Genomic DNA, 23,582 nt, shown 5'->3' on the forward strand with positions numbered 1-23,582 from the left:
CCCGTGTAGGCAACGCGGCGCTACTTAGAAGACGCGGCGGCGTCTTCTGTCTTTTGTTTCAACAGGTCTGGCTCGTACGGCACGGTGGCCATATCGATTCCCTCGAACGGCAGGCGATCTGGCAAGATCCTGACCGCGGTTGAGGCCTTCAAAGGAAAACTGCCGCCTGAGTCGAACTCGAACTCCACGAACGAGGCCGACCAACCCTTTTCCGGCGCTTCTAGTCGAGCGACGTACGAGCCGTCGGCCTCGGGGGTGAGCTCGGTGCTTTTGTATGCCTTGCCGATGCTCACCACGCGGAAGTCGCGAGCCTCGGGATTGATTGCTTGCCACAGGCGGGCGGCGCGCGGCGGCTGGTCGCTTTCGACGCGGATCGAGCCGTCGTCCTCAAACGTCCAGTTCATGGTGGGACGCGGATGGTTGGCGACGATCATCTGGTAGTACGCCATCATACTCGTGACGGCGTCGAGGCTGGCGTCGACCGAGTGATCGGAGTTCGGCACGTAACGCAGCAGTTTCTCGCCGCGGAGGTCGTCGTAATAAAACTGCGACGAATCGGGGCAAAAGAACTGGTCGCCGCTCGCGTTGACGATGTACTTCGGAATGGTGACGCGATCGATGTAGTTGTAGGGGTCTTCAATTTCGTAGAGCTGTGTCATCCGCGGGTGGGCCGAACGCTGGAAGATGTTGTGTTTGAAGTAGTTGCCGACGGCGGTCGCCCAGAACCCATAGGCGGCGGCGTGGTGCTGCATCGACTTCCGCAGGTTGAGCACGTCGATCACGATCGGCACGATCGCCTCGACGCGGGGATCGACGGCGGCGATCATCCAGGTGGTCCAGCCCCGCTTCGAGGCGCCGGCGACGACGAACTTTTCCAGCTTGTCGCCTTCCCCTGCGGACCACTGCTGCAGGCAGTCCATCGCGGCGGCGACGCTTTTCACCATTGGGAGCCGCGGTAGCCAGGTGGCGTCGCCCGTTTCGAGGAACTGTGCCCAGCCGTAGCCAATGAGGTTGTCTTCGATGCGGGGTACCCCGTCGCCGTGGAAGATGAGCGGCTGATTGGGGACCATGCGAAGTTCGGCGACGACGCTGCCGGTCGATTGGGCGATCGTTTTCATCAGCGGATTGGCATCTTCGGGAACCGGCCGATCGTTGCCGCCGCCCGCGACGATCAACAGCGCTTTGTCGCTCGTAGTTTTGGTGGGCTTCACGACGACGAGGTAGTGCTCCCACACCGTGCGGTTGACTTCGGCAGGAGTGCGCCAGGTTTGCGACGTGAGCTTGATGACGGTGGTTTGGGTCGCGCCGCTGTCGACTTGCTTGGCGACTTCCCATTTGAATGCCGGGTCGGCGGCTTCGACGTAATCGCGCAGTGGCGAAGGGCTGTTGGACGGGATCGCGTCGTCGGCGCCAGCGCGGGGAGCCAAGCAGAACAGACCGAGCGCGATCGCCAGCAAGCACTTCGATGGCATAGAAGAATCCAGGAAATCGTGAATGCGATGGAAAACTGCGCAAGCTGCCATGGATGAGCGTCGAGTCACGTCCGCGATGAGGGCGGCTTGAAAAGGAGGGGCCGACGATGCATAATTATCATACAAATGTACGGGCGCGGATAGCCTGTTTTTACTCGCCTCGATCATTCCTGCTTTTCCTACCCCTCCTTTCAGTACGGCTCGAGCTCAACGAGCAGCGTCGATCTCAGCAACGGGATGCAACGGCCGCAGCCCTGCGTCGTTCCCGCACGCTGTCCCCCCCGCGGAGTACTGCAGTATAAAGAAGCTGATGCCATCGCCCGCGGGTCGCCTGCGGGGCTTTTCAACGCGGCATTGAGCAGATTTGAGAACGGCCTCATCGCGGAATAGGTTCGACGCAGCGCTTACGGAGACCTTCAGTGACACGATCCGCTCCGAGAATCATTTTATTGACTCGCCAACCCTGGCAGGTAGTTGCGCTGTGCCTCGCAGCGTTTGCGGGAACGCGCGGCGAACGGATGGTGTGCGCCGAGGAAACGGCTCCGCAGGCTGCGCCGGCGGAAGCGGTTGGCGGCCTGGCGATTCAGCATGTGCTCGAAACCTACTGCTACGACTGCCATGTCGGCGAGGGGGCGGAAGCGGGCATCGATTTCACGACGCTGGCGACGCCCGCGGGGATCGTGGGCGAACCGACGGCGTGGGTGAAGCCGCTGGAGGCCCTGCGGAGCGGGCTGATGCCGCCGCCCGAGGCCGAGCAGCCGACCGTCGAAGAGCGGAAGGCGTTGATTCAAACGATCGAACGGTTCCTTGCCAAGAGTGCCGAGAGCAATGCGGGAGACCCGGGTCCGGTCGTCGTGCGGCGGCTGAACAACGTTGAATACGCGAATACGGTGCGGGCGATCACGGGGGTCGCGTCGCTTGATCCGGTGCGGGAGTTTCCGCCCGACGGGGCCGCCGGCGAGGGGTTCATGAACGTCGGAAACGCGCTCGGCATGTCGCCGGCGCTGGCGAGCAAGTACTACGACGCGGCGAAGGGAATTGCCAATCACGCGGTCTTCACGCCGACCGGGATGCGATTCTCACCGGGCGAATCGAGCCTCGACCACACCGACGAGTACATTCGCAAGATTCGCGAGTTTTACCAGCGCTTCGCCGACGAAGACGTGAACGGCGTGACCTTCAGTCCCCAGGCGGTGCACAAGACGCGGGCGGGGATCTTGCCGTTGGAGCGGTACTTTGCCGCAACGCTGGCCGAACGCGACGCGTTGCGATCGGGAACGAAGACGCTGGAGGAAGTGGCGGCGGCCAACCAACTCAATGCGAAGTATTTGCAAGCCTTATGGACGGAACTTAACGCGCCGGCCGACGAGCAGAACGTCATCCTCACCGACGTGCGGCAGCACTGGAACGCGGCCGCCGTGGGCGACGCGCAGCGGGTGGCCGATAGGGTGCGGGCCTGGCAGCGGGCGCTGTGGAAGTTCAACCCGATCGGCCGGATTGGCCAAACGAACGCCCCGACGATGTGGCAAGAGCCAGTGACGCCGATTCTCGCTCGGCATGAATTGCGGACGCCGCTTGGCGCCGAAGCGACTGCCGAGGACCGCAAAATCTACTTGGCGGCGACGAGCGCGGACGGCAAACCGGCGTCGGTCGTGTGGCGGCGGCCGCGGCTCGTGCGCGCGGGCCGGCCGGAGATTTTACTGCGGGATGCGTGGCGGATGGACGAGTTGTATCGCCGCGAGCGGGAGTCGATCTTCTCGCAAACGGCGGCGTGCCTGGAGGCGGTCGATGAGCTGGGCGGGACGGAGGATGCCGCTGCGGTTGCGGAAGTCGCCGGGAAGCATGGCATTTCGCCGGTGTCGCTCGTTGCGTGGCGGCAGTTCCTGGGCGAAACGCCGGGCTCGACGCCTTACTTGGGCGAAGTAATTCCGACGCGGATTGAGATGATCAGCACGTACGGCTTCGTCAAAGGGTGGGTGACCCCCGACGGCGCCTCCGTGCTGGCGAACTCGTCTGATGAAACGGCTCACACGCCGGCGACCTACCCGCCGCACAGCGTCGTCGTGCATCCCGCGCCGACGAAGCGCGTGCTCGTCGTTTGGCGAAGTCCTGTCGACGGCGAGGCGAAGGTTTCGGCGTCGGTGCAAGACACGCATCCCGGCTGCGGCAACGGCATCGACTGGACGCTGGAGCTTCGCCGCGGCAAGACGAAGCAGATTCTGAGTTCCGGGATTTCCAACGGAGACCAGCTTGCCGATTTGAGCTACCTAGCTGGTTTGCAGCTGCGGAAGGGGGACGCGATCGTGCTGGCCGTGGGACCGCGCGACGGCGAGTTCACGTGCGATTCGACCGAGGTCCACTTCACCATCGAAAGCGGCGGGCAGCGCTGGAATCTCACCGACGAGATTCAGGCCGACGTGCTCAAGGAGAATCCGCGGGCGGATCTCTACGGCAACGCGAACGTGTGGCAATTTGCGTTTGAGTCGACCGCCGATCGCTCGTTGTCGCCGATTCCGGCCGACTCGGCGCTGGCCCGTTGGGAACTCTCCGCCGATGCGGCGGAGAGAAAGCAGCTGGCGGCGGAACTGCAACAACTGCTCGCGGCTTCGACGCCAGCGGCTGGCGATAGCCCCAACGAGCGGCTGCGGGCCGTGTTGAACAACGAAGAGGAGTCGCTGCTGACAGGGCTGCTGTCGCAGGCCGCCGCAACGCCGGGCGGGCAAGATGCGGCCTACGATGCGGCGCTCGGCGTTGATGTGTCGTTGTTCGGCAAGACGCCCGAGGGCGGCGCGATCGAGCAAGAAAGCCTCGGCGGCAAGACGGGGCAAATTATCGAGATCCGCTTGCCGAAGACGGTCGCCGCGGGCTCGGAATTCGCGGTCGACGCGGAGTTGGCCGAGGCGAGTGCGAACTCCACAGTGCAGTTTCAGGCGACGACGACTCGCCCGCCGGAAACCGCGGCGTTTCCGGAGATTCCGTTCGTCACGCTCCCCGAGAGCCAATCGCGGCAAGAGCTCGAGGCGATGTGCGGAGAATTCAGAGAGCTGTTCCCGGTGGCGCTTTGCTATCTGCAAGTCGTCCCGGTCGACGAAGTGATCTCGATGGTCTTGCACTATCGGGAGGACTCGCCGCTCGTGAGGCTGATGCTGAGCGACGCGGAGAAGGAAGAGCTGAATCGCTTGTGGGAGGAGCTGGCGTTCGTCAGCCACGAACCAGAAGAAACGATGATCGCCTTCGAGCAAATGCTGGAGTACGCCACGCAAGTGGAACCGGAGCGCGTGAAGCATATTGAGTCGATGCGCGGGACGTTGAACCAGCGGATCGAGGATTTTCATGCGCAGCAACGGGGAGGCGAGCCGTTGCAACTCGACGCCATCGTCGACTGGGCGTCTTCGGCCTATCGGCGGCCGTTGAACGACGCCGAAATCGCGCAACTGCGGACGCTGTATGCCGATCTGCGGGCCGAGGAGCTGGCTCACGACGAAGCGCTGCGGCTGCTGATCGCGCGGGTGTTGATTTCGCCGAACTTCCTGTACCGCGTCGAAGCGGCGCCGGCGGAGGGTTTGTCGGGGACAGTCAGCGACGCGCAGTTGGCTAACCGGCTGAGCTATTTCCTCTGGTCCGGTCCGCCCGACGCCCAATTGCACGAGGCGGCTCGCACGAACAGCCTGAACCAGCGGGAGCAACTGCTGGGGCAAACGAAACGCATGCTCGCCGATGGCCGCGTGCGGCAGCTGGCGACGGAGTTCGGCTGCCAGTGGCTGAACATTCACGGGTTCGACAAGTTGGATGAGAAGAACGAGCGGCTCTTCCCGACGTTCGCTGAGGTGCGGGAGCCGATGTACGAGGAAGCCATTCAGCTCTTCACCGACCTATTCCAGAACAATCGGTCGATCGTGGAATTGCTCGACAGCGATCACACGTTCCTCAACGCCGAACTGGCGGCGCACTACGGCATTCCGGGCGTCGAAGGCGAGGCTTGGCGGCGGGTCGATGGCGTGCGGGCTCACGGCCGCGGCGGCGTGTTGGGGCTGGGCGCTGTGCTCGCCAAGCAATCGGGAGCGTCGCGGACGAGCCCCGTGCTGCGGGGTAATTGGCTCACGAGCGTCGTGCTGGACGAGGCCCTGCCGCCGCCCCCGAAGGACGTCCCGCCGCTCGATGATGAGATTCCCGAGGGGATGACCGAACGGCAACTCACTGAGCGTCATGCCCGCGATCCGGCCTGCATGAACTGCCACGCCCGGATCGATCCGTTTGGCTTTGCGCTCGAGCAGTACGACGCGATCGGCCGGCGTCGCGATGCGGACGCCGCCGGGCATCCGATCGACGCCGCGGCGACGCTGCCTGACGGAACGCCGGTGAACGGGGCCGACAGCTTGCGGGCCTATTTGAGCACCAATCGGCGTGACGAGTTCGTGCGGCACTTCTGCCGCAAGTTGCTCGGCTACGCCCTGGGGCGCGAGGTTCAGCTGTCGGACGATCCGCTGCTGACGCGGATGACGGAAGAGTTGAGGGCGAACGATTTCAAAGTCGGCGTGGCGATCGAGCTGATCGTCGACAGCAAGCAATTTCGTGAGATTAGAAGCGGCGCGAACGTGGCTGAGCCAACGACATTTTGAGCCCGGCACGTTCTAACAGCACATTGAAACTCCAATAAATAGCGGAGGCGGACAATGCGTAGTCGACCCATTTCTCGTCGCACGATGTTGCGCGGCATCGGCGTGAGCATGGCCTTGCCGTGGCTGGAATCGGTCTCTGCGTGGGCGCAAGAAGGCGCTGGCGCCGCGGCGGGTGAGCCGCCCGTGCGGCTGGGCGTGATGTTCTCGGGCAACGGTTTTCACTCGAAGGAGTGGTGGGCGAAGGGAGCCGGCGCGGAGATGGAATTGGGCGGCGTGCTGTCGCCGCTGCACCCCCATCGCGAGAAGCTGCTGTTCATCCAGGGGCTTTACAACGAGGAAGCTCGCAAGGGGAACATCCACAGTTCGCAGACGGGGAACTTGCTGTCGGGGGCGCCGCTCGCTTCGGGCGGCGAGGTGCGATCGGGCATCAGCGTCGATCAATACCTCGCCCAATCCTACGGGCGGTCGACGAAGGTTTCGAGCCTAGTGCTGGGCTGCGAGCCGCCGAATCCTTCGGTGCATCAAAACTACTCGATGCTCTACAGTTCGCACATTTCGTGGTCTTCGCCAACCACGCCGACGCCGTTGGAGCTCTACCCTTCGTTGGCGTTCGATCGGCTGTTTAAGGACGACGTCAGTCGCGGCGACGTCAGCGTTCTCGACGCCGTGATGGAAGATGCGCACGACGTGCGGCGGGTCGTTAGCTCCAGCGACCGGCAGAAGCTGGACGAGTATTTCGACTCGGTGCGCGACGTCGAAATGCGGATCGAGCGGGCCGGCAAACAGGGCGAACTGCAAGGCTGGCGTCCCACGTTGCAGACGCCCAATATCCCGCGGCCGGCGGAGGGGATTCCACAGAACCTCGCCGACCACATGCGGCTGATGTGCGACATCATGGTGCTCGGCTTCCAGACCGACACGACGCGGGTTTGCACGCTCAAGCTAAACAACGATCACTCGTCGCTACGGTTCCCGCATTTGAGCGTCGACTACATGATCCATCATTTGCTGTCGCACACCGACACGCCCGATTGGCTCAAGGTGAACCAGTTTTTCTTGGAGCAGGTCGCCTACATCGCTGGCAAGCTCGACGGAATTCAGGAAGGCGAACGAACGGCGCTCGACAACTCGATGCTCATGTTTTGTTCGAGCATGATGACGGGCAACCACAACAACGACGAGCTTCCCGTCATTCTGGTGGGCCGTGGCGGCGGCAAGATCAACACGGGCCGCGTGCTCGACTACCGGGGCGCCGAGCAACGACAGATGTGCCGCCTGTACCTGTCGATGATGGACAAGATGGGCGGGCGTCCCGAGAAGTTTGGAGACGCCTCCACGCCGCTAGACGAAGTCTGATCGCGGCGTGGAGACGGACTGTGGATAGCGGTTGGGAGCTTCGCAGAATTCGTCTAGCGACGGATCCAGCTCCTGCTCTGAAGCGTATTCGATTACAAGCGGCGGGGCGCCTCGTAGAGCACGAAATCATGTGGTCCCCTCCCCTTGATGGGGAGGGCTAGGGAGGGGTGAGTGAAGCGTGTACCAACGTTCCACCCCCTCCCCAACCCTCCCCTCAAGGGGGAGGGAGCCACAGCATTCGTATAAGGGCGATGCCCGGGGCTAGGTTGTTAGCCCCCCTGCTCTGCCTTCGGCTTGTACAGGAAGATCGCCGCACTGCGCGGTTCGAGTTCCACTTGCAGGCCTTCGTCCATGAGCGACTTGCCGGAGTGGACGCTCGTCCCTTTGTCGAGATCGGTCACTTCGTACTCAGCCTTGGGATCGAGGCCCTGCAGCTTGAGGCGAGTGGACGACTCTTTCGCGTCTTGGCGGCGGAAGACCTGGACGGCGCCTTGTCCCACTTCCGGACGATTAAACTGCCAGCCGATCCAGACGTCGGGGGCAAGGCTGTACGGCGTCAGCGGGTAGTAGTCGCCGAGCAGCATCGACGGAGCGACTTGCTCGCATTCCTTGTACGCCGTCACTTGCGCTTCATGGTTCTCCGGGGCAAGCCCGCCCATGCCGAATAGCGGCAGGTAGAAGCTGCGCAGCTCGTACGGCTCGTACAGGTAGCAGCCGGTGCCTTGGAAGGGCAACCAGCTCGACAGGCCGTAGGTTTGGCATTGGTTGCCGTCGAACACGTTCTGCTGCGAGCCGGGGAACTGGAAGTCGCTGCGGAGGAGCGGGACCGAACGACGCATCGTTTCGAGGTCATTGCGGCGACCGCCCGAGGCGCAGGAATCGATCGAGAGACCTGGATTTTTACGCACGATCTCGTCCCAGAACTTCAGGTGACCTTGAACGTAAAAGTTCTCGGTGATCCCCTGCCGATTCTCGGCGTCGGCCGCGCGCCACGCCGTGAGCGGACCGTTGCCGTTCATGTCCTCACGGTACCAATCGAGCCCTTCGGACTTGATCATCCCGTCGATGTGATCGATGAGCCAAGCCAAGGCTTCGGGGTTGCCAAGATTAAAGATATCGCCGACGGTCATGTGGGTGGCGGGGAGCAGCCATTCGGGGTGTTGCCCGAGGAAGGTTTCACGCGAGCCAACGCGTTCCGGTTCGAACCAGAGCAAGAATTGGATGCCGTGTTCGTGGCACCAATCGCTAAACGGCTTGAAGCCATCGGGATACTTGTTGCGATCGATGTCCCACGTGCCGGTGTTGAGCCACTGGTTGTTCGGCTCGCCTTCCTTGGGGGCGTACGGACCCTTGTCGCTGGGATACCAGGTGTTCGTGCCGCCGGCGTCACGCCAGCAGAGATCGATATGCACGCCCGCATCGAGGAAGCTCTGGGCATAGCTCGAATCGTTGCCGCCAACCTGAATCTGCTTGAGCGGACCTTGCGGCTTGCCATCTACCTGCGGGATGACGTGAGCGAGGTACCAGCGGCGCCATAGGTTCTGGGCACGGACGACGTCATCGCCTTGGTAGAACAGCAGCGCGATCAGAGGCGTGCGAATTTCTTCGCCTGGTTCCAGCACGAGGTGCGTCAGCTGCTGGCCAGCGGTGACTTTCAGCCCCTTCTTACCCAAGCGCGTAAAACTGCTTTCCCACTGGCCGGGCCAGCCGACGGCGATGATCATCCCGCCGTCTTCGGTTTGCAGGTTGTGATACGGCCAGCCGTCGGGACCGTCCGACGATTTGCCGGAGAAGGGGTACGGCGCGAATTTCTTGGTGAAATCTTCGGTGAGTTCCAGACGGAACGGCTCGAAGCTATCGGCCGTGCAGAAGTCGCCCTTGATGCCGTGCAGGACGTACTTGGCCGAGTCTCGCAGCGTGAGGTCGAGGCCCTGAATGTCTTGCAGCAGCGGCGTCGCCTTCTTCCCGAGATTCTTGAAGTAGACCGTCCATTCGACGACGGGAAAGTCGCTGTAGGTCACGGCGACGCAGCGGACTTGCAGTTCACTCGCCTTATGAGTCCAAGTGATGACGTGCTCGGTGCGATTGTCGTCGAGTTTCTTTTCGCTGGCTTGGCGGTCCCACGATTTGTAGAATGCCGCAGGCTTGTCGGAGCCGTACTTGAATGAGAACGGCGGAGCCTTCGTCGTTTGTAGTAGTTGCTCTTTAACCCAAGACGATTCGGCGGCGAGTTCTTCCGCCGTCGGTGCGACGGCTAGAGTCGTCGTCGCCTGACAGGCGAGCAGCGTGCCCGCAAGCAGCAGGAGCGCTCGGCGACAAAGCGCCTGTAAAAGTTCACATCGCGAGTAACTCATTGTTTCTCCCAAACAAGAACAGTGACGAGTGATCGGTGAAAAGAAAAATCGTTTAACGGCTGCGCAAGTGCGCGAGCAGTCGCGTTAGTTCTGCGGAGTAGTCGGCCTGCTCGGCGTTGTCGAACCGCCAGCTCTCGACGGCGAACTGATGATCCAGCGACACGTCGACGTTGGCGACGTAGGCTTCCCAGTCAGCGAGTTTTGCATGATCGCGAACCGACCCGCGCTGCGACATGCGGCGCCGCAGCGTGGCATGGTCGCTGGCGACCCACACGACCTGCAGCTTGACCCTAGAGTCGCGGGCTTGCTGCTGCAGGTCGGCGACCCATTGCGGGTTGACGAGTTGGACGAGAAATGGGGCCGACAGCACGACATCGGAGCCGAGGGCGGCCGCTTCGAGTCCGGTCGCGGTTAGCGCCTCATATTCCAGCGGCCGAATTTCGGCGCGGTAAATCGGGCTGTCGCGGTCGCCAGGCGGCTGCTGCAGCGCCACCAGCAGGCGCTCCACGAATGGGGTGCCGAGGGTATCTTTATCGAGGTAGCAGGCGGGCAATTGTCGCGCAATGTCGTTGCCGACGCGCGTCTTTCCGCTGCCTGCGTATCCGGCGACGAGTATGAGGGAGTGTGGCATCCGCGGTGAAAAGTCGCTGGGGAGTCAGGAACTCAGCGTCACGTCGATCGGCATATTGTATTATAATTAACCGCGGTTGATAATGCTTGTCGGAAGTTTGATCACGCCCCACCACTAGCCACTTTCGCCCGCTCATCAGGTTCCATGAAACGCCAATCACTCGCCCACCGGCCGAAGCAGCAAGTTATCGACGAATTGCACAAGGAGGGCGTCGTCGCCGTTGTGCGCGCGAATGAAGCCGAAACGGTTCTCGATACCGTCGGCGCGCTCATCGCCGGCGGTTTGCGTACCATCGAGATTACGCTAACGACGCCGGGAGCGATTGAACTCATTCAAGAATTGGCTGGCCGATACAGCCGTGAGGAGATTTTGCTGGGCGCGGGAACGGTTCTTGAAGGCGACGAGGCGGAAGCGGCGATTGCCGCCGGGGCGGAGTTTTTGATCTCGCCTTCGATCGAAATCGACGTCATCAACGTCTGCCGCAAGCAAGACATTGCCGCCATTCCGGGCGCCTACACGCCGACCGAAATTCGCACGGCTGTAAAAGCCGGGGCCGATATCGTGAAGGTGTTTCCCGCGTCGATTGGCGGGGCAACGTACCTGCGCGATTTGGCCGGACCGTTGCCGAACGTGCCGCTGTTGCCGTCAGGGAGCGTTTCGTTCGAAACGGTGGGCGACTTTTTCAGCGCTGGCGCCTTTGCGGTCGCCGTTGGCAGCTTGCTCGTCGACAAGAAACTCATGCGTGAAGGAAACTTCGACGCGATTGCCGAGCGGACGAAGCAGTTCATGACGCACGTGGCTAGCGTGCGGCGGAAGTAATGCGGCGGCGCTTTCTGGCGAACGGCAGGAGCGAGGCTCCCAGCAGTGCGGCGCCGAACGTTGCCGGTTCGGGTACGGCGGCGACGGGCGGGCTCGTCGTGGCCCCGTATTGGCCGCGCCAGATGTTGAGATCGAATTGGTTCACGGCACCGTCGGCATTGGCGTCGCCGAGGGCGCGGGTGGCCCCGCTCGCGAGGCCGGAGCCGCGCTGCCAAATGAGGAAGTCGGCCCCATCGACGACGCCATTCTGATTGAAGTCGGCTTCGGTTCCCGTGACTTGCAGGGACGCCGTGAGGCCGTTGACGGGAGTCGCCCCCTGCCAGACGCGGGCGCCGGTGAAGAAGCCGTTGTGATTTTGGCCGCCCAAGGTGAGCGTTCCGGGGCCGTTCGTCATGACGGTCATCACGAGCGTCTGCTGGATCGCGGGAATGACGCCGCCGAGTGCGGCAAACGCCGCGGCGCCGCTGTTCTGCACGGAGGCGCCAATGGTCACCGTGCCAGTGAACGGGTTCTGGCCGGGGTTGGCGTCGTCGAAGACGTCGAGGTTCGGTTGCAGGCCGAGGATCGATCCGCCGGTGAACTGCATGCCGATTTCAACGGCTGCCGCGCTCGCTTGGTCGGGCTGCAGCAGCACTTGCCACGCGTGTTGCCCCGGACTGCTCAGGCCGATGTATCGCAGCGAGAATTGGGCTGCGTCGGCCGCCGAGGCGGCGGTAAGTACGAAGCCGAGGGTGATCGTCAGAAGTAGTCGCATGCGCAGGTCGATTCAGATCAGGTGCTGTTCAAGGGCGTCGCGATGGAGGAGAACTCAACGCTGAGTTAGCGGCTGTGCTGTTGATGGCTTGCTGATTCGCGGCGAGACCGTGCGCCCGTTCGGTGTCCGCCGACGACGGCAACGAACAGCAACGCAGCGAGCCCGCCAGTGGCCGGTTCGGGAACGCTGAGGCTGTTGGCGAGACCCGCAGCGGTCATGCCATAGTTGGCGACCCAATAGTCGTAGTCTTCTTCGTCGACGAAGCCCTCGGTGGCGGCGAATGGGTTTTCGTTGGTGAGCCCCATGAACTGACCGAGATTGTCGCGCCACACGACGTAGTCGCCGGCGTCGACGATGCCGTCTCCATTGTAGTCGCCGGCCAGGGGCGTCACGCCGCCCAGGTATTTGGCGGTGAGGTACGAGTAAACCTGATTTGTCTCGGCCACCGACAGCGTGCGTCCGTAGATGATGATCTCGGCGATATTGCCGGAGAACGTTTCCCCTTCGCCGCAGCAGTCTTGGCCGTGTCCGCCGATGCCGAAGGGCTCGACGACGCCGACTGGATCGTTGTTGATGCCGTCGTTGCGATCGGAGATGACGCCGCCGTTGGACGAGACCGGATTGAGCGTGAACGGAGAAGTGGGATTTTCAGTGTCGTTGACGAAGAACTTCACCGGATCGTTGGCGCCCGCTTCGACGATGTTCTGGCCGACAATCTGCCACTTGTTCGCAGTCGCGGCGTTGGTCGCCCGGTATTCGGTGACCGAATCGTAGGTGACGTAGTTGTAACGGCCGTTACTGCTGATTCCGAGTTCGAGCAACGAGGCGTCATTTCCGCGCTTCGCCCAGACGGCCTGTACGCCCAACGTGCCCGCGGTGGTGACGTTTGGCTTCAACACGGTGAACGAGGTGACGCTGGTGCCGTCGCCGATCGCCAACGGATCGGAACCTGGGGTACGGTTGGTAACCTGAAAGAGCCGGTCGGTGCTGCCGGAACGATCGACGCTGGGGTTGCCGACGGCACTGCCGCTGCGCTCAAACTTGACCGTCGGAAACGACTTGCCGTTCACCGTGACTGTCTGTAGATGCGGGTACTCTTCGATGGGGCCGCCCGCGAAGGGGCCGTTTGGTTCGGAGACGGTGCGCGGTGCGAAAACTGTTCCGTACGACGACGAATCGACCCACTGGGTGACTTTGCCATCCTCAGGAAGGCTGAGCGAATCGGCTTTCAGCCAGAGCCGCAGATCTCCGGATGGGAGTTGCGCGTGCGCGAGCGAGCCGCTGATTGCGAACGCGAACGCCAAGGAGGCTAGGTACTTCATCACATTCCGCCAATCAGAGTCGCTTGTTGGTGTCGCAGCAGCAGTTGTGTGGTCGCGCTTCATCCGTCTACTTGACTTGCTTATCGGCTAACGGCGCTCGCTTGAGCATTTTCGCGCCTTTGATTCGCTCTTCGACCTCAGGACGCACTGGCAGCGCGCGGCGCTTGATCGTCGTCGGCGGCGTCGGAGCGATGGCAACAGGCGGCGTGGGCGAGGGCCGGAGAATCGGCCCAACGAAGCGTTTGCTCGGCGCGGATCGCTTGATCGCGGACGGCGGCACAGGTTCTTCTTCCGCCACGATCGCCGCCGGGGGCTGCGGTTGATACTGGAAGACCGCCGAGCCTTTCGCGGGCAACGTCACGGTCAATCCTGGGTTCATCAGTTCCGCGCCGCTTTTGGAAAGCAGCGTCGGCGAGTCGAAGTTCTTCACCTGATAGATCTGATCTGGATCGAGGTCGTTTAGCTGCAGGGTGATCGACGTAGTCGTTGCGTTCTGCCGCCTAAAGACCTGCACGCACCCTTGCCGCGAGGACGGGGCGTTGAACTGCCAAGCAATCCAGACGTTGTTATCCAACGAATAAGGCGTCAGGGGGTAGTAGTCGCCAAACAGCATGTACTTGCCGATTTGCTTCTGCTCGGCGTACGCTTGCTGCTGGGCGGCAGTGTTCTCTTCGGTCAAGCCGCCCATTCCGAAGCAAGTTCCGTAAAAGCTCCGAAACGAGTACGGGTCGTACAGGTAGGCGCCGGTCCCGTGGAAGGGGAGCCACCGCGAGAGGCCGTAGATGTGGCACTGATTGCCTTCGACGACCCCCGCCATATCCGGAAACTGGAAGTCGCTGCGCACCAGCGGGACGGCGCGTCGCATGGTTTCCAGATCGTTTCGCCGACCGCCCGAGGCGCACGAATCGATGCGCAGCGCCGGATGCCGGGCTTTCAATTCATCCCAGAAAGCCAAATGGCCCTGGACGTAGAAATTCTCGGTAATGCCCTGGCGAGTCGAGCTATCTGCATTGCGCCACGCCGGCAACGGGCCGTTGCCGTTCATATCTTCGCGGTACCAATCGAGTCCTTCGGTGTTGATCATGTCGTCGATGTGATTGATCAACCAGTCGAGCGCCTCGGGGTTGCCGAGGTTGAGAATGTCGCCGACGGTCGTCGACGTGGCAGGCAGCAGCCATTGGGGGCGCTGACCGAGAAAGGAGTTGGGGGATCCGACGCGCTCGGGCTCGAACCAGAGTAAGAATGAAGAACCACTGGAGCGGGCGTAGTCGGAGAACGCGCGGAAGCCGCGCGGATAAAGCGTCCTGTTAATTTCCCACGTCCCCGTGTTGAGCCACTGCAAATCGCCCGTGTAGGGGCCCTGGCTCACTGGGTACCAGCCGGCGTCGCGCCAGCAAATGTCGGGGACGATGCCTTTGGCGAGGAAGGCGTAGAGGTTGCTGGGGTGATAGCCGCTGCATTGGATCTGCTGGACCGCTTGCTGCGGCTGGCCATCGAAGTGCGGTAGGACGTAATCGACGTACCAATGGCGCCAAAGGTTTTGAGAGCGGACGACGTCTTCGCCTCGCCAAAACAGCAAGGCGGTGAGCGGGGTGCGAATCTCCTCGCCCGGCTTGAGATACATACGGGTCAGTTGCTGCCCGGCCTTGATGCTGAGCCCGTTGGTTCCATTGCGCGTGAAGGAACAGGCCCACTGCCCCGGCCAGCCGATGGCCATCATCATGCCGCCGCCGGGCATCTGAAGATTGAAGTAGGGCCACCCGTCCGGTCCGTCGGAAGACTTGCCCGAGAAAGCGTACGGGGCGAACGTCTTCGTAAACCCGGGGTCCATCGTGAGGGCGTAGGGGCGATAGCTATCCGCCGTCATGAAGTCGCCGTAGATGCCATGCAGCAGGTACTCGAACCGGTTGGTTCGCGCCATCTGGAAATCAAAGCCGAGGATGTCTTGGCAGATGGCGGTGTCGGCGGCGCCGATGTTTTTGAAGTAGACGGTCCACTCCACGGCGGGATGGTCGTGGTACTCCACGATTTCGCAGCGAATGCGCAACAGCTGTGCGGGGTCGGTCCAGGTGACGACATGTTCGGTCGACGCTACGCCGACGGTCGTTTGGACGGTGCGGGCCCAACTGCGCAAGAAGGTCGAAGAGTGCGCCGTGCCGTACTTGAACGAGAAGGGAGGCAGGCGGGTTGCCGATAACAGATTCTCGCGCACCCACAGCGACGTCATTTCCAACTCGACGGGAGTCGGCGCAATCTCGGCACACGCTTGAGGCGCGTGGCCGACGGCAACGATCAGCAGCCACGCCGTCGCGAGATGCCAAGCGTTGGAAAGTAGCGTGTGCCTCGGTCGCGCGTTGTTCGCGCACGGCCGTTCGGTCAGCGGTGTCGCAGTGGGCATGAGAAGATCGATCGTCAATGTTCCGGAAAAGCAGAGTCCGATGACTCTAGATTTGTAATATAATATCGATCGCAAGACTTCGCCAACAATTGGCGCGATGAGCGGGCTTCGAGATTGGGGCGGTCCGTTAACTTCTCGAAAGCCAGTGGCCGCAATTCTGACTTGACGGCTCTGTTAATTGTATGACAATTAAGGCGTCGCTGCCAAGCGCCCGGCGCCGTTTTTTCTGGGCTGCCTCATCCGTCTATTCTGCATTCTCAGGAGTCCTCGTATGCACCGAGATAGTGCAACTCTTAGCCCTGAAGCCCTGGTTAGCGCCGAGTTCCTGCGCGACCCGTACCCGGAACTTAAGTGGCTCCGCGAGAATGCCCCGGTCCACTACAACGACGCGATCGGCGGCTGGGTGATCACCAAGTATGACGACATCGTCGTCACCATGAAGGAAACGGGCACCTACTCGAACGAAGGCCGGCTGGGGCGGGCGGTCGATTACTTGCCGCCTGAAGCGAAGGCTCAGCTCACCGGGTTTCAGAATCACTACCGCACGAAGGGGCTGCTGCATTCCGATCCGCCTGACCATACCCGCTTGCGCTCGCTCATTCAGAAGGCGTTTACGCCGCGGATGATCGATTTGATGCGGCCGCGAATTCAGCAAATCGTCGATGATTTACTGGATAAGGTTGCCGACGAGGGGGGCATGGAAGCGATTCAGCAGCTGGCATTTGCAGTGCCGGTGACGGTGCTCGCTGAGATCATGGGAGCTCCGCAGAGCGATCGCCATTACTTCCAGAAGTGGTCCAACCTGCTGCTCGCTTTCCAAGGGGTCAACAAGCCGGCGTTCGAGGTGCTGACACAAGCCCAGGACGCGCTCGTGGAAGCGCGGGAATACCTGACGCGGCTGATCGCCCGCCGCCGCGTTGAGCCGGGGCAGGACCTCGTAAGCCAGCTCGTCGCCGTAGAATCGGAGGGTGAGCGGCTGACCCAAGACGAACTGATCAACACCTGCATCACGCTGCTGGTGGCAGGCCACGAAACAACGACTTCGCTGATCGGCAACGGCCTGTATTTGCTGCTCCAAGATCGGAGCCAGTGGCAGATGATCCAGCAGGACCGCGCATTGCTGCCCGCGGCAATTGAAGAAATTCTGCGATATGAAAGCCCTGTGGCCCGCCAACCTCGCGTCATTAAGCACGATACTGTGCTTGGCGGCCAGGAGCTTTCGGGCGGGCAGATGCTGTTTCAGATGCTGAATTCGGCGAATCGCGATGCGGAGCACTTCACCGATCCGGACGTGTTCGATATCCGCCGGACGAAGAATCGGCACATCGCGTTTGGCTACGGCGTGCACTTTTGCATCGGGGCGCCGCTGTCGCGGGCGGAAGGGGCGATCGTGTTTGAAACGCTCCTCCGTCGCATGCCGGAGATTCGCCTGGTCGACGCCGAGGCCGATTGGGACGTCACGAAGCGAAACTCGCGCGTGCTGCACTCGCTACGCGTCGAATTCTAAGAGCTGCCGAGGTCGACGCTTCCACTCGGTCAAAAGCAAAAATATTAGAACGTCGCCAGTCGCCGGCATCTTCGATGACCGGCGACTGGCGACAATCAGTTCTTCCCCGCCTGGCGCTAGTTCTGGGTGACGGCTGCCGACGCTTCCTTCGTCAGCAGGTACACCGCGGCGCTTCGCTTCTCCGGCAGTTTCGCCTGCAGACCGTGGTCCATCAGCTCGCTGCCTTTGGCGGTCCACGTTTTGTCAGTTCCGAGGGCCTGAATGCGGTACTCGGCGTTCGGATCCAAACCTTGCAGCTTGAGCTGTTGTTCAGGCTCTACGCTATCTTGCCGACGGAAGGCCTGCACGACAGCTTCGCCCGTTTCGGGACGGTTGAATTGCCAGGCAATCCAAGCCGACGTCGCGAGGGTATGGGGCGTGATGGGGTAGTAGTCGGCTTGGTAGAACGGCGCGACCGTGGCGAGCTCGCTGGTGAGTTTCCGCAACTCGTCGTAGTTCAGCGACTTGTCGCGCATGTCCCAGCAAGCGGTGACGCTGGAGGCCATATGGCTGCGGAAATCGTAGTCGTTGACGCCCTCGGTGGTGTTCTGACCGATGGCGCTTTTGCCGACGAGCGTGCCGGTGCCGTGGTACGGCAGCCAGAGCGACAGGCCGTAGGTGTGGGCCTGCTGCGAAGTCGGCTCGAACAAGCAGTCGCTGCGCACCAACGGGACGCTGCGACGGAGTGTTTCGAGATCAAGCCGCCGGCCGCCGCTCGCACAGGTGTCGATCCGAATGCCAGGATTGGCGGCCAAAATCGCGTCCCAATACGCCAAGTAGCCCGAAACATAATGGTTCTCTGCCATGCCCTGGCGATCTTCCGGTTCGCCGTTTTGCCAGTAGAGGACCGGGTCCATGTTGAAATCTTGGCGATAGAGGTCGATGCCTTCCGACTTGATCAGCCCGTTGACGTGGTTGATGAGCCACTCGCGGGCCTCGTCGTTGCCGAGGTTGAGGAGCCGCCAATTCTCGTCGTAAAGTTGATCGCCCGGATTCTTCGGCGGAGCCAGGAGCCACTGCGGGCGTTCTTTGTAGAGCCACGAGTTGGGAGCGACGCGCTCGGGTTCGAACCAGACGATCGCCTTCACGCCCTTCTCGTGCGCGTGGTCCGTGACGGCGCGGAGGCCGTTGGGGAATCGCTTCTTGTCGACTTCCCAGGTGCCGGTCGTGGTCCAGACGCCGTCGTTTTCGTACCAACCGGCGTCCATCCACCAATAGGCGAGCGGGAATTTCTCTTCCAAGTAGCGGTCGATGAATTGCTTCTGATTCTCTTCGTTGGCGTTGATCATTTCGCCAAACTGATGCGAGCTGCAGGCGACAAGCTGCGGCTTAGGCGGCTTGCCGTCGACCTGGGGAACGTTGTGGGCGACCATCCAGCGGCGCCAAACGTTTTGGCCGCGGACCCAGTCGCCCTCGTACCACTGCAACACCACGAGCGGCGTGCGGGCCGTTTCGCCGGGGTGGAGTTTGAAGTGGGTGTTCTCTTGCCCGCCGCGAATGGCCAACCCCCCTGCCCCGTCGCGTTCGAGGGAGAGGTTCCACTGCCCGGGCCACCCGAGGACGACGATGAGGCCTTGGTCGCCCCAATTGACGTTGAAGAAGGGCCAGCTGCCGTTGGTGCCGCGGCCGCCGGCGGAGCGGAAAGTTGCGGCCGTTCGCATCGTTAGGCCCATTTCGTAGGGCTCAAAATCGTTCGGCGCCGCTCGTGAACCCTTTAAGTGGTGCAGGATCGTCGACGCTTCGGCCGGGACGGCCTGGTTGACGTCGACCGCTTCTACGTCGGCGATGATGGGCGAATCGCCCTCGCCGGTGTTCTTGAAATGAACGGTCCACTCCACATTCGGGAAGTCGGCGTACTGAACGGCGACGACCTTCGTTTCCAGATGCGTCTTTTCGTCGGTCCAGGTGATGGTGCGCTTCGTCTGGGTGCCGCCAACCTGTTCGGTTTGCGAGTCGACCTTGGAGCGTTGCAGCACGTCGGTCGACTTCTCGCCGCCGACGGTGAAGCTGAACGGCAGCTTCGAAACGTCGGCGCCGAACCGTTCTTCAAACCAAGTGCGGGCTGTTCCTCGTTCGCCTTCGCGGACGAACGGAGCATCGTCGCCGATCGCGACGGCCGCGAGGCAAGCCTGCATGAAGCAGGCCATTAGCGTTAGAAATTTCATGGCTTCTTCTCTTGGGACTGACAAGTGGAAGACTCTGGAAGAGGCGGCGTTTGCTTAGCGGCGGACGCGACCGTCGGGGCCGCTGCGGGCCAGCGATTCGGCTTCTGATAACGAAAAGTGGCCAAAATCGCCGCGGACGGTGTGCTTCAGGTTGCTGGCGGCGACGGCCAGGTCGACGACTTCTTGCGCCGAGCGCGACTGCAGCAGGCCGTAAATGAGAGCGCCCGTGAAGGCATCGCCGCCGCCGATACGGTCGAGCGGACGGATCGTGTATTTTCTGGAACCTACGGCCCGTTGTCCGTCGTCGAGGACGGCGGCAATCGTTGTTTCGTCGGCGGTATCGCCCGCGCGAATGGTCAGGGCCGTCGCCTTGAGCTGGTACTCGGAGCGGAGGTAACGCACGATCGGATCGTACCGCCGAGCGTCGAAGACGTCAGTGAATTCCGTAGCCGCGTCGGGGGCGCCCAGAATCAGGCGGGCGTGTTCTTCGTTGGCCACCAGCACGTCGACATGCTTGACGATCTGGCTCATCACTTCGCGAGCTCTTTCAATCGACCACAGCGCGCTGCGGTAGTTGATGTCGCAACTGACGGTGACGCCCAGCTCATTCGCGACGCGGCAGCCTTCGAGCGTTAGCGCCGCCAAGTCCGCGGAAAGCGCGGGAGCGGTGCCGGTGAAGTGAAACCAGTCTTTGCCGGCGAGCACCTCCCGCCACGGGATATCCCCCGGCTTGAGCGTCGCGAACGAACTGCCCGCGCGGTCGTAAACCACCTGCGTGGAGCGATGGCCGGCGCCGGTTTCCAGGAAGAACAGCCCGAGCCGAGAGCCCCGCTTTTGGACGGCGCTCACGTCGAGCCCGTAACGGCTCATGTGGTTCGTGCAGGCGAGGCCAAGCTCGTTGTCGGGCACGGCGCTCACCAAGTGGGCTTCAACCCCAAACCGCGACAGGACGACGCCGGCGTTCGCTTCGCCGCCGGTGTAGCCGACTTCGAAGGAATTCGCCTGCACGAACCGCAGTTGCCGCTCTGTTTCCAGCCGCATCAGCAGCTCGCCAAATAAGGCGACTTTAGGCGACTTTTCGCTCATATCGATTCCGAACATGGTGCGGGCCTGCCTAGCCCTGAGTAACGAGTGGTTCACGTCATTTCGCCAACACCGTCTGGTAAAAAACGAGTGCGGCGACTGCCAAGTAAAAACATCCGCAGCAGAACAGCCCGATCCTCGCGACCATGCCGGGGCGGATGGCCGGAGGCAACCATCGCGTGTTGATCCACAGCATGTGGAACGACGTGACAGCGAGCGCCAGATTACCGAGGTTGCCGATGACCAGCGTCATCAGGCGGGGCGTGCCGTAGGCGCCGAACAGGTAAAGCGTTCCCAGGCACCAGACGAAATAGCAAGCGGCGAGGGTGTAGTAGATGCGTTTGACCTCGCCACCGTGCATTTGCTCACGGACGCGGGGGCTGGCCGACCAGATAACGTCGGTCCAACGTCGGCAAACTTCATCGACCACGGACATCTGGCTCGGGAGCAGCACGAGCAGCCCCGCGAGCAACGTCGCCGTCCAGAGGAATTGGCCCGCTCCGGCACTCAACCGCACATCGCGGCGCATCCCTTCGGCCGTCGTCATCGCCGCCGCCCATTGGAAGTTTTGAGCAGGAGTTGCCGCGGTGACGCTGCTGGCGGCCGCAGGCTCTGCCTGAAGAGCGGCGGTGGCTGCAGGAACCGGTTTAGCGGCCGCTTCCGCCGCGGGCTGCGGCGAGGCGAATTGCAGCGAGAGCAGCGCGGGGAGCGCCATGCCGACGAAGCAGCCAGGCGCCCAGATCGCCGCCTGGTCGACGAGGATCACCTTCCACCACCCGCGCCAGCGGCGAAGGTTTTCGGCCGTGACGGTGAACACTTTGCCGAAGTGCCCGAGCGAGATGTTCTTTCCGCCAAATGCACTCGGGATGGCGCCGACGTTGGCGCCATTTCCCCAGCCTTTGTCGCGGACGAAGTTTCCGTACAGCGAATTCCCCAGCCCGCCGCCGCCGGCGTAGCCAATGAACGCACCGATCGCGGCCATTTCGCCCAGCCCGATCGCGGGGAAACGGCCGTTCGATATCAGATACTGAGCGACGTTGACCGTCGATTCGCCCGTGGCGGCGTCCGTCGACGGGATCGTTCCGAACCGCAAAAATCCCGAGAAAATGGCAATCCACGCCTGCCAATCGACGAACAGTAGGCTCACGATCCCGCAGAACGAGAGGACGCAGACGACCTTGAGCGTCATGATCGCCTGGAGCGTGTTGTAGATCTTCTTGCCGAACAGCACCGGGACGAACGCCAGCGCGGTGCAGGCGAACGCGACTCCCACAACGTGCGCGCGGTGGGCCTCGGTCGGCGAAGTGTTCAGCCAGAGCGCCGTGAGCACCGACGCGGCGTGGAACGCGAGGCCCGGCACCATCGCGCCCATGCTCAGCAGCAGGAAGAAGGCGATCCAAAACCGTGGGCCCGGCTTCGTACGGAGGAATCCGGTGAAGATTGGCTCGCCGCAGTAGAGTGCGTAGCGGCCGACTTCGAGGTTGTAGAAGACCTGCAGCACGATCGCGATTGTGGCGAGCCACATGAGAGCGCCGCCGTAGCGGGCGGTGATCTCGGGGCCGAAGAGCCACTCACCGCCGCCGATCTGGACGCCCATCATGACGATTCCAGGGCCGATGAGGCTGCGCCACTGGGACCAGGCGAGCGGAGTCGGCTCGGGCAAGTCGGCGTTTCCCCAGGAGGGGAGACAAGTCTCCGGCGGCTGCCAATTCGCATCCTCGGACGCAATTCGGGCGCACGACTCGCCCGCGACGCCGGAGATGGTTGGAACTGCGCTCACGGAGGAATTAGCCTGAAGGTCGCGGAATCGACGGCGCGGCCGCCGTGGATCTGCGGTTAGAGAATAGAGAGTAGGGAACGGAAAAGGCGAGCGAAGGACGTCGCTCGATGTGCTCGTAACACCGCCGAGACGCATCAGAAGAATGCGTCGCCAATAGGCGATGAGACGAAAATGGCGTCGGAAAATCTAGGCTCTTGCCAAGGGCTAGCCTGCGCGCAATTATATGATGATTAGATCGCGGGTGGAACAGTGCCGGGTAATTTTCCGCTTGGCAGTTTGTTTCGCCGCATCGAATTCGACTCTTCACTGTGACTCATTCGTTGGCAGGATTGCCGTACTAGTAAGCGACTGGTGAGCGCGGGGCGCCAAAGCCCTCACGCCGCTTGGCTTGTCGATCGATTGATTGAATTGCACGCTCAAGGCGTGCCAGGAACACGTTTGGCATGAGCAGTTCGAACAGACTTGCGGGCAAGCGAATCCTCGTCACCGGCGCCGGGACCGGCATCGGGCAAGGGATCGCCATTCGTTGTGCGCGCGAAGGCGCCCGGATCGCCGTCCACTACTACGACGCGTCAGACGAAGGCGCTCGGCAGACGGTGGCCGCCATCCGCGATCTCGGGGGCGAAGCCGACTTCGCCAAGGCGGACTTGGGCGAAATCAGCCAGATTCGGGAATGCGCTAACTGGGCGCTCGGCTACCTCGGGGGAGTCGACGTGCTGATCAACAACGCCGGCATCACGTTCAATTCTCCCGTTGCCGAGGCGACGCCCGAGCAGTGGGATCGGATGTACGACGTCAACGTCCGCGGCGGGTATTTCCTCACTCAATCGTTGCTCGACTCGCTGAAGCAGAATCGCGGAGCGGTCATCAACCTGTCGTCGATCCACGCCTTCGAGGGCTTTCAGGAACACTCGATTTACGCCGGCACCAAGGGGGCGATCGTTGCGATGACGCGCGGGATGTCGATCGAATTGGCTCCGCTGGGCGTCCGCGTCAACGCCATCGCGCCAGGCTGCGTTCCCGTGCCAAGCCACGAGCGGGCTTGCGGCAAGGCTGATTTAGAGGTCGTGGGACGCGGCATTCCGTCAGGCTTCGTCGGAACCCCGGACGACATCGCCGCCGTAGCCGCGTTTTTGGCGTCCGACGACGCCAGATTCATCGTCGGGCAAACGCTGGTCGTCGACGGCGGAACGACTTCTTGGATGCCCTTCGGCGAGCAGTTCCGGGCCCCGGTGCGAGCCGCGGGCGTGCAATTCGGCAAGGAATATATCTGAGAGTTCGGG

Annotated in this window: 14 protein-coding genes; 5 read left to right on the forward strand and 9 right to left on the reverse strand. The window is 62.3% G+C overall.

The genetic code is table 11. The features are described 5' to 3' along the window. Positions 1–20 precede the first annotated feature (20 nt). Positions 21–1,472, reverse strand: a complete 1,452-nt coding sequence (locus tag ACQY7R_RS00285) for a PhoPQ-activated pathogenicity-related family protein (RefSeq protein ID WP_428303600.1) — start codon at positions 1,470–1,472, stop codon at positions 21–23. 449 nt (positions 1,473–1,921) lie between these two features. Between ACQY7R_RS00285 and ACQY7R_RS00290 the strand changes: the two genes are divergently transcribed. Together ACQY7R_RS00290 and ACQY7R_RS00295 are read left to right on the forward strand one after the other, a co-directional pair. Next, a complete protein-coding gene (locus ACQY7R_RS00290; RefSeq protein WP_428303601.1) occupies positions 1,922–6,091 on the forward strand; it encodes a DUF1592 domain-containing protein in 4,170 nt (1,389 codons plus the stop codon). A gap of 54 nt (positions 6,092–6,145) precedes the next feature. Continuing rightward, positions 6,146–7,447: a DUF1552 domain-containing protein gene (locus tag ACQY7R_RS00295; RefSeq protein ID WP_428303602.1), complete on the forward strand. Its 1,302-nt coding sequence runs from the start codon at positions 6,146–6,148 to the stop codon at positions 7,445–7,447. A 269-nt stretch (positions 7,448–7,716) separates the two neighbouring features. Here the strand turns inward: ACQY7R_RS00295 and ACQY7R_RS00300 are convergent, their stop codons facing one another. Further along, on the reverse strand, positions 7,717–9,801 hold the full coding sequence (locus ACQY7R_RS00300; RefSeq protein WP_428303603.1) for an alpha-galactosidase: 2,085 nt from the start codon (positions 9,799–9,801) through the stop codon (positions 7,717–7,719). 52 nt (positions 9,802–9,853) lie between these two features. Beyond that, positions 9,854–10,432, reverse strand: coding sequence for an AAA family ATPase (locus ACQY7R_RS00305; protein WP_428303604.1), 579 nt, complete (start codon positions 10,430–10,432; stop codon positions 9,854–9,856). Between the two features lie 144 nt (positions 10,433–10,576). On the opposite strand from ACQY7R_RS00305, the gene ACQY7R_RS00310 reads away from it, so the two are divergent. Further along, positions 10,577–11,251, forward strand: coding sequence for a bifunctional 4-hydroxy-2-oxoglutarate aldolase/2-dehydro-3-deoxy-phosphogluconate aldolase (locus ACQY7R_RS00310; protein WP_428303605.1), 675 nt, complete (start codon positions 10,577–10,579; stop codon positions 11,249–11,251). Here ACQY7R_RS00310 and ACQY7R_RS00315 read toward each other — a convergent pair. The 3 genes from ACQY7R_RS00315 to ACQY7R_RS00325 all read right to left on the reverse strand — a co-directional run bounded on the left by ACQY7R_RS00315 (position 11,232) and on the right by ACQY7R_RS00325 (position 15,725). Further along, positions 11,232–12,005, reverse strand: a complete 774-nt coding sequence (locus ACQY7R_RS00315; protein ID WP_428303606.1) for a dockerin type I domain-containing protein — start codon at positions 12,003–12,005, stop codon at positions 11,232–11,234. The genes ACQY7R_RS00310 and ACQY7R_RS00315 overlap by 20 nt on opposite strands. Before the next feature lie 65 nt (positions 12,006–12,070). Further along, positions 12,071–13,327 (reverse strand): hypothetical protein, encoded by a 1,257-nt coding sequence (locus ACQY7R_RS00320; RefSeq protein ID WP_428303607.1) that lies wholly within the window; start codon positions 13,325–13,327, stop codon positions 12,071–12,073. Between the two features lie 67 nt (positions 13,328–13,394). Next, positions 13,395–15,725, reverse strand: coding sequence for an alpha-galactosidase (locus tag ACQY7R_RS00325; protein ID WP_428303608.1), 2,331 nt, complete (start codon positions 15,723–15,725; stop codon positions 13,395–13,397). Positions 15,726–15,996: 271 nt separating this feature from the next. Between ACQY7R_RS00325 and ACQY7R_RS00330 the strand changes: the two genes are divergently transcribed. After that, complete coding sequence (locus tag ACQY7R_RS00330) at positions 15,997–17,232, forward strand: cytochrome P450 (protein ID WP_428303609.1); 1,236 nt, start codon at positions 15,997–15,999, stop codon at positions 17,230–17,232. A gap of 116 nt (positions 17,233–17,348) precedes the next feature. Here the strand turns inward: ACQY7R_RS00330 and ACQY7R_RS00335 are convergent, their stop codons facing one another. Genes ACQY7R_RS00335 through ACQY7R_RS00345 form a run of 3 tightly spaced genes read right to left on the reverse strand, consistent with a single transcriptional unit; the run spans position 17,349 to position 22,299 of the window. Further along, positions 17,349–19,436 (reverse strand): alpha-galactosidase, encoded by a 2,088-nt coding sequence (locus ACQY7R_RS00335; RefSeq protein ID WP_428303610.1) that lies wholly within the window; start codon positions 19,434–19,436, stop codon positions 17,349–17,351. Positions 19,437–19,490: 54 nt separating this feature from the next. Beyond that, positions 19,491–20,537, reverse strand: a complete 1,047-nt coding sequence (locus tag ACQY7R_RS00340) for a PfkB family carbohydrate kinase (RefSeq protein WP_428303611.1) — start codon at positions 20,535–20,537, stop codon at positions 19,491–19,493. A 40-nt stretch (positions 20,538–20,577) separates the two neighbouring features. After that, positions 20,578–22,299, reverse strand: a complete 1,722-nt coding sequence (locus ACQY7R_RS00345; RefSeq protein WP_428303612.1) for an Nramp family divalent metal transporter — start codon at positions 22,297–22,299, stop codon at positions 20,578–20,580. A 443-nt stretch (positions 22,300–22,742) separates the two neighbouring features. On the opposite strand from ACQY7R_RS00345, the gene ACQY7R_RS00350 reads away from it, so the two are divergent. Then, the gene (locus tag ACQY7R_RS00350) at positions 22,743–23,573 is read left to right on the forward strand and encodes an SDR family NAD(P)-dependent oxidoreductase (RefSeq protein ID WP_428303613.1); all 831 of its coding nucleotides are present in this window, start codon (positions 22,743–22,745) and stop codon (positions 23,571–23,573) included. The last annotated feature ends 9 nt before the right edge of the window (positions 23,574–23,582 follow it).

The organism is Lacipirellula sp. (assembly GCF_965279485.1).
Classification (GTDB): Bacteria; Planctomycetota; Planctomycetia; order Pirellulales; family Lacipirellulaceae; genus Lacipirellula.

What these genes read in the sequence shown, in the direction of transcription:
- ACQY7R_RS00335 (WP_428303610.1), bottom strand. Translation starts at nt 19,436, where the DNA reads ATGAAATTTCTAACGCTAATGGCCTGCTTCATGCAGGCTTGCCTCGCG.
- ACQY7R_RS00340 (WP_428303611.1), bottom strand. Translation starts at nt 20,537, where the DNA reads ATGTTCGGAATCGATATGAGCGAAAAGTCGCCTAAAGTCGCCTTATTT.
- ACQY7R_RS00330 (WP_428303609.1), top strand. Translation starts at nt 15,997, where the DNA reads ATGCACCGAGATAGTGCAACTCTTAGCCCTGAAGCCCTGGTTAGCGCC.
- ACQY7R_RS00305 (WP_428303604.1), bottom strand. Translation starts at nt 10,432, where the DNA reads ATGCCACACTCCCTCATACTCGTCGCCGGATACGCAGGCAGCGGAAAG.
- ACQY7R_RS00285 (WP_428303600.1), bottom strand. Translation starts at nt 1,472, where the DNA reads ATGCCATCGAAGTGCTTGCTGGCGATCGCGCTCGGTCTGTTCTGCTTG.
- ACQY7R_RS00310 (WP_428303605.1), top strand. Translation starts at nt 10,577, where the DNA reads ATGAAACGCCAATCACTCGCCCACCGGCCGAAGCAGCAAGTTATCGAC.
- ACQY7R_RS00300 (WP_428303603.1), bottom strand. Translation starts at nt 9,801, where the DNA reads ATGAGTTACTCGCGATGTGAACTTTTACAGGCGCTTTGTCGCCGAGCG.
- ACQY7R_RS00320 (WP_428303607.1), bottom strand. Translation starts at nt 13,327, where the DNA reads ATGAAGTACCTAGCCTCCTTGGCGTTCGCGTTCGCAATCAGCGGCTCG.
- ACQY7R_RS00350 (WP_428303613.1), top strand. Translation starts at nt 22,743, where the DNA reads ATGAGCAGTTCGAACAGACTTGCGGGCAAGCGAATCCTCGTCACCGGC.
- ACQY7R_RS00315 (WP_428303606.1), bottom strand. Translation starts at nt 12,005, where the DNA reads ATGCGACTACTTCTGACGATCACCCTCGGCTTCGTACTTACCGCCGCC.
- ACQY7R_RS00325 (WP_428303608.1), bottom strand. Translation starts at nt 15,725, where the DNA reads ATGCCCACTGCGACACCGCTGACCGAACGGCCGTGCGCGAACAACGCG.
- ACQY7R_RS00295 (WP_428303602.1), top strand. Translation starts at nt 6,146, where the DNA reads ATGCGTAGTCGACCCATTTCTCGTCGCACGATGTTGCGCGGCATCGGC.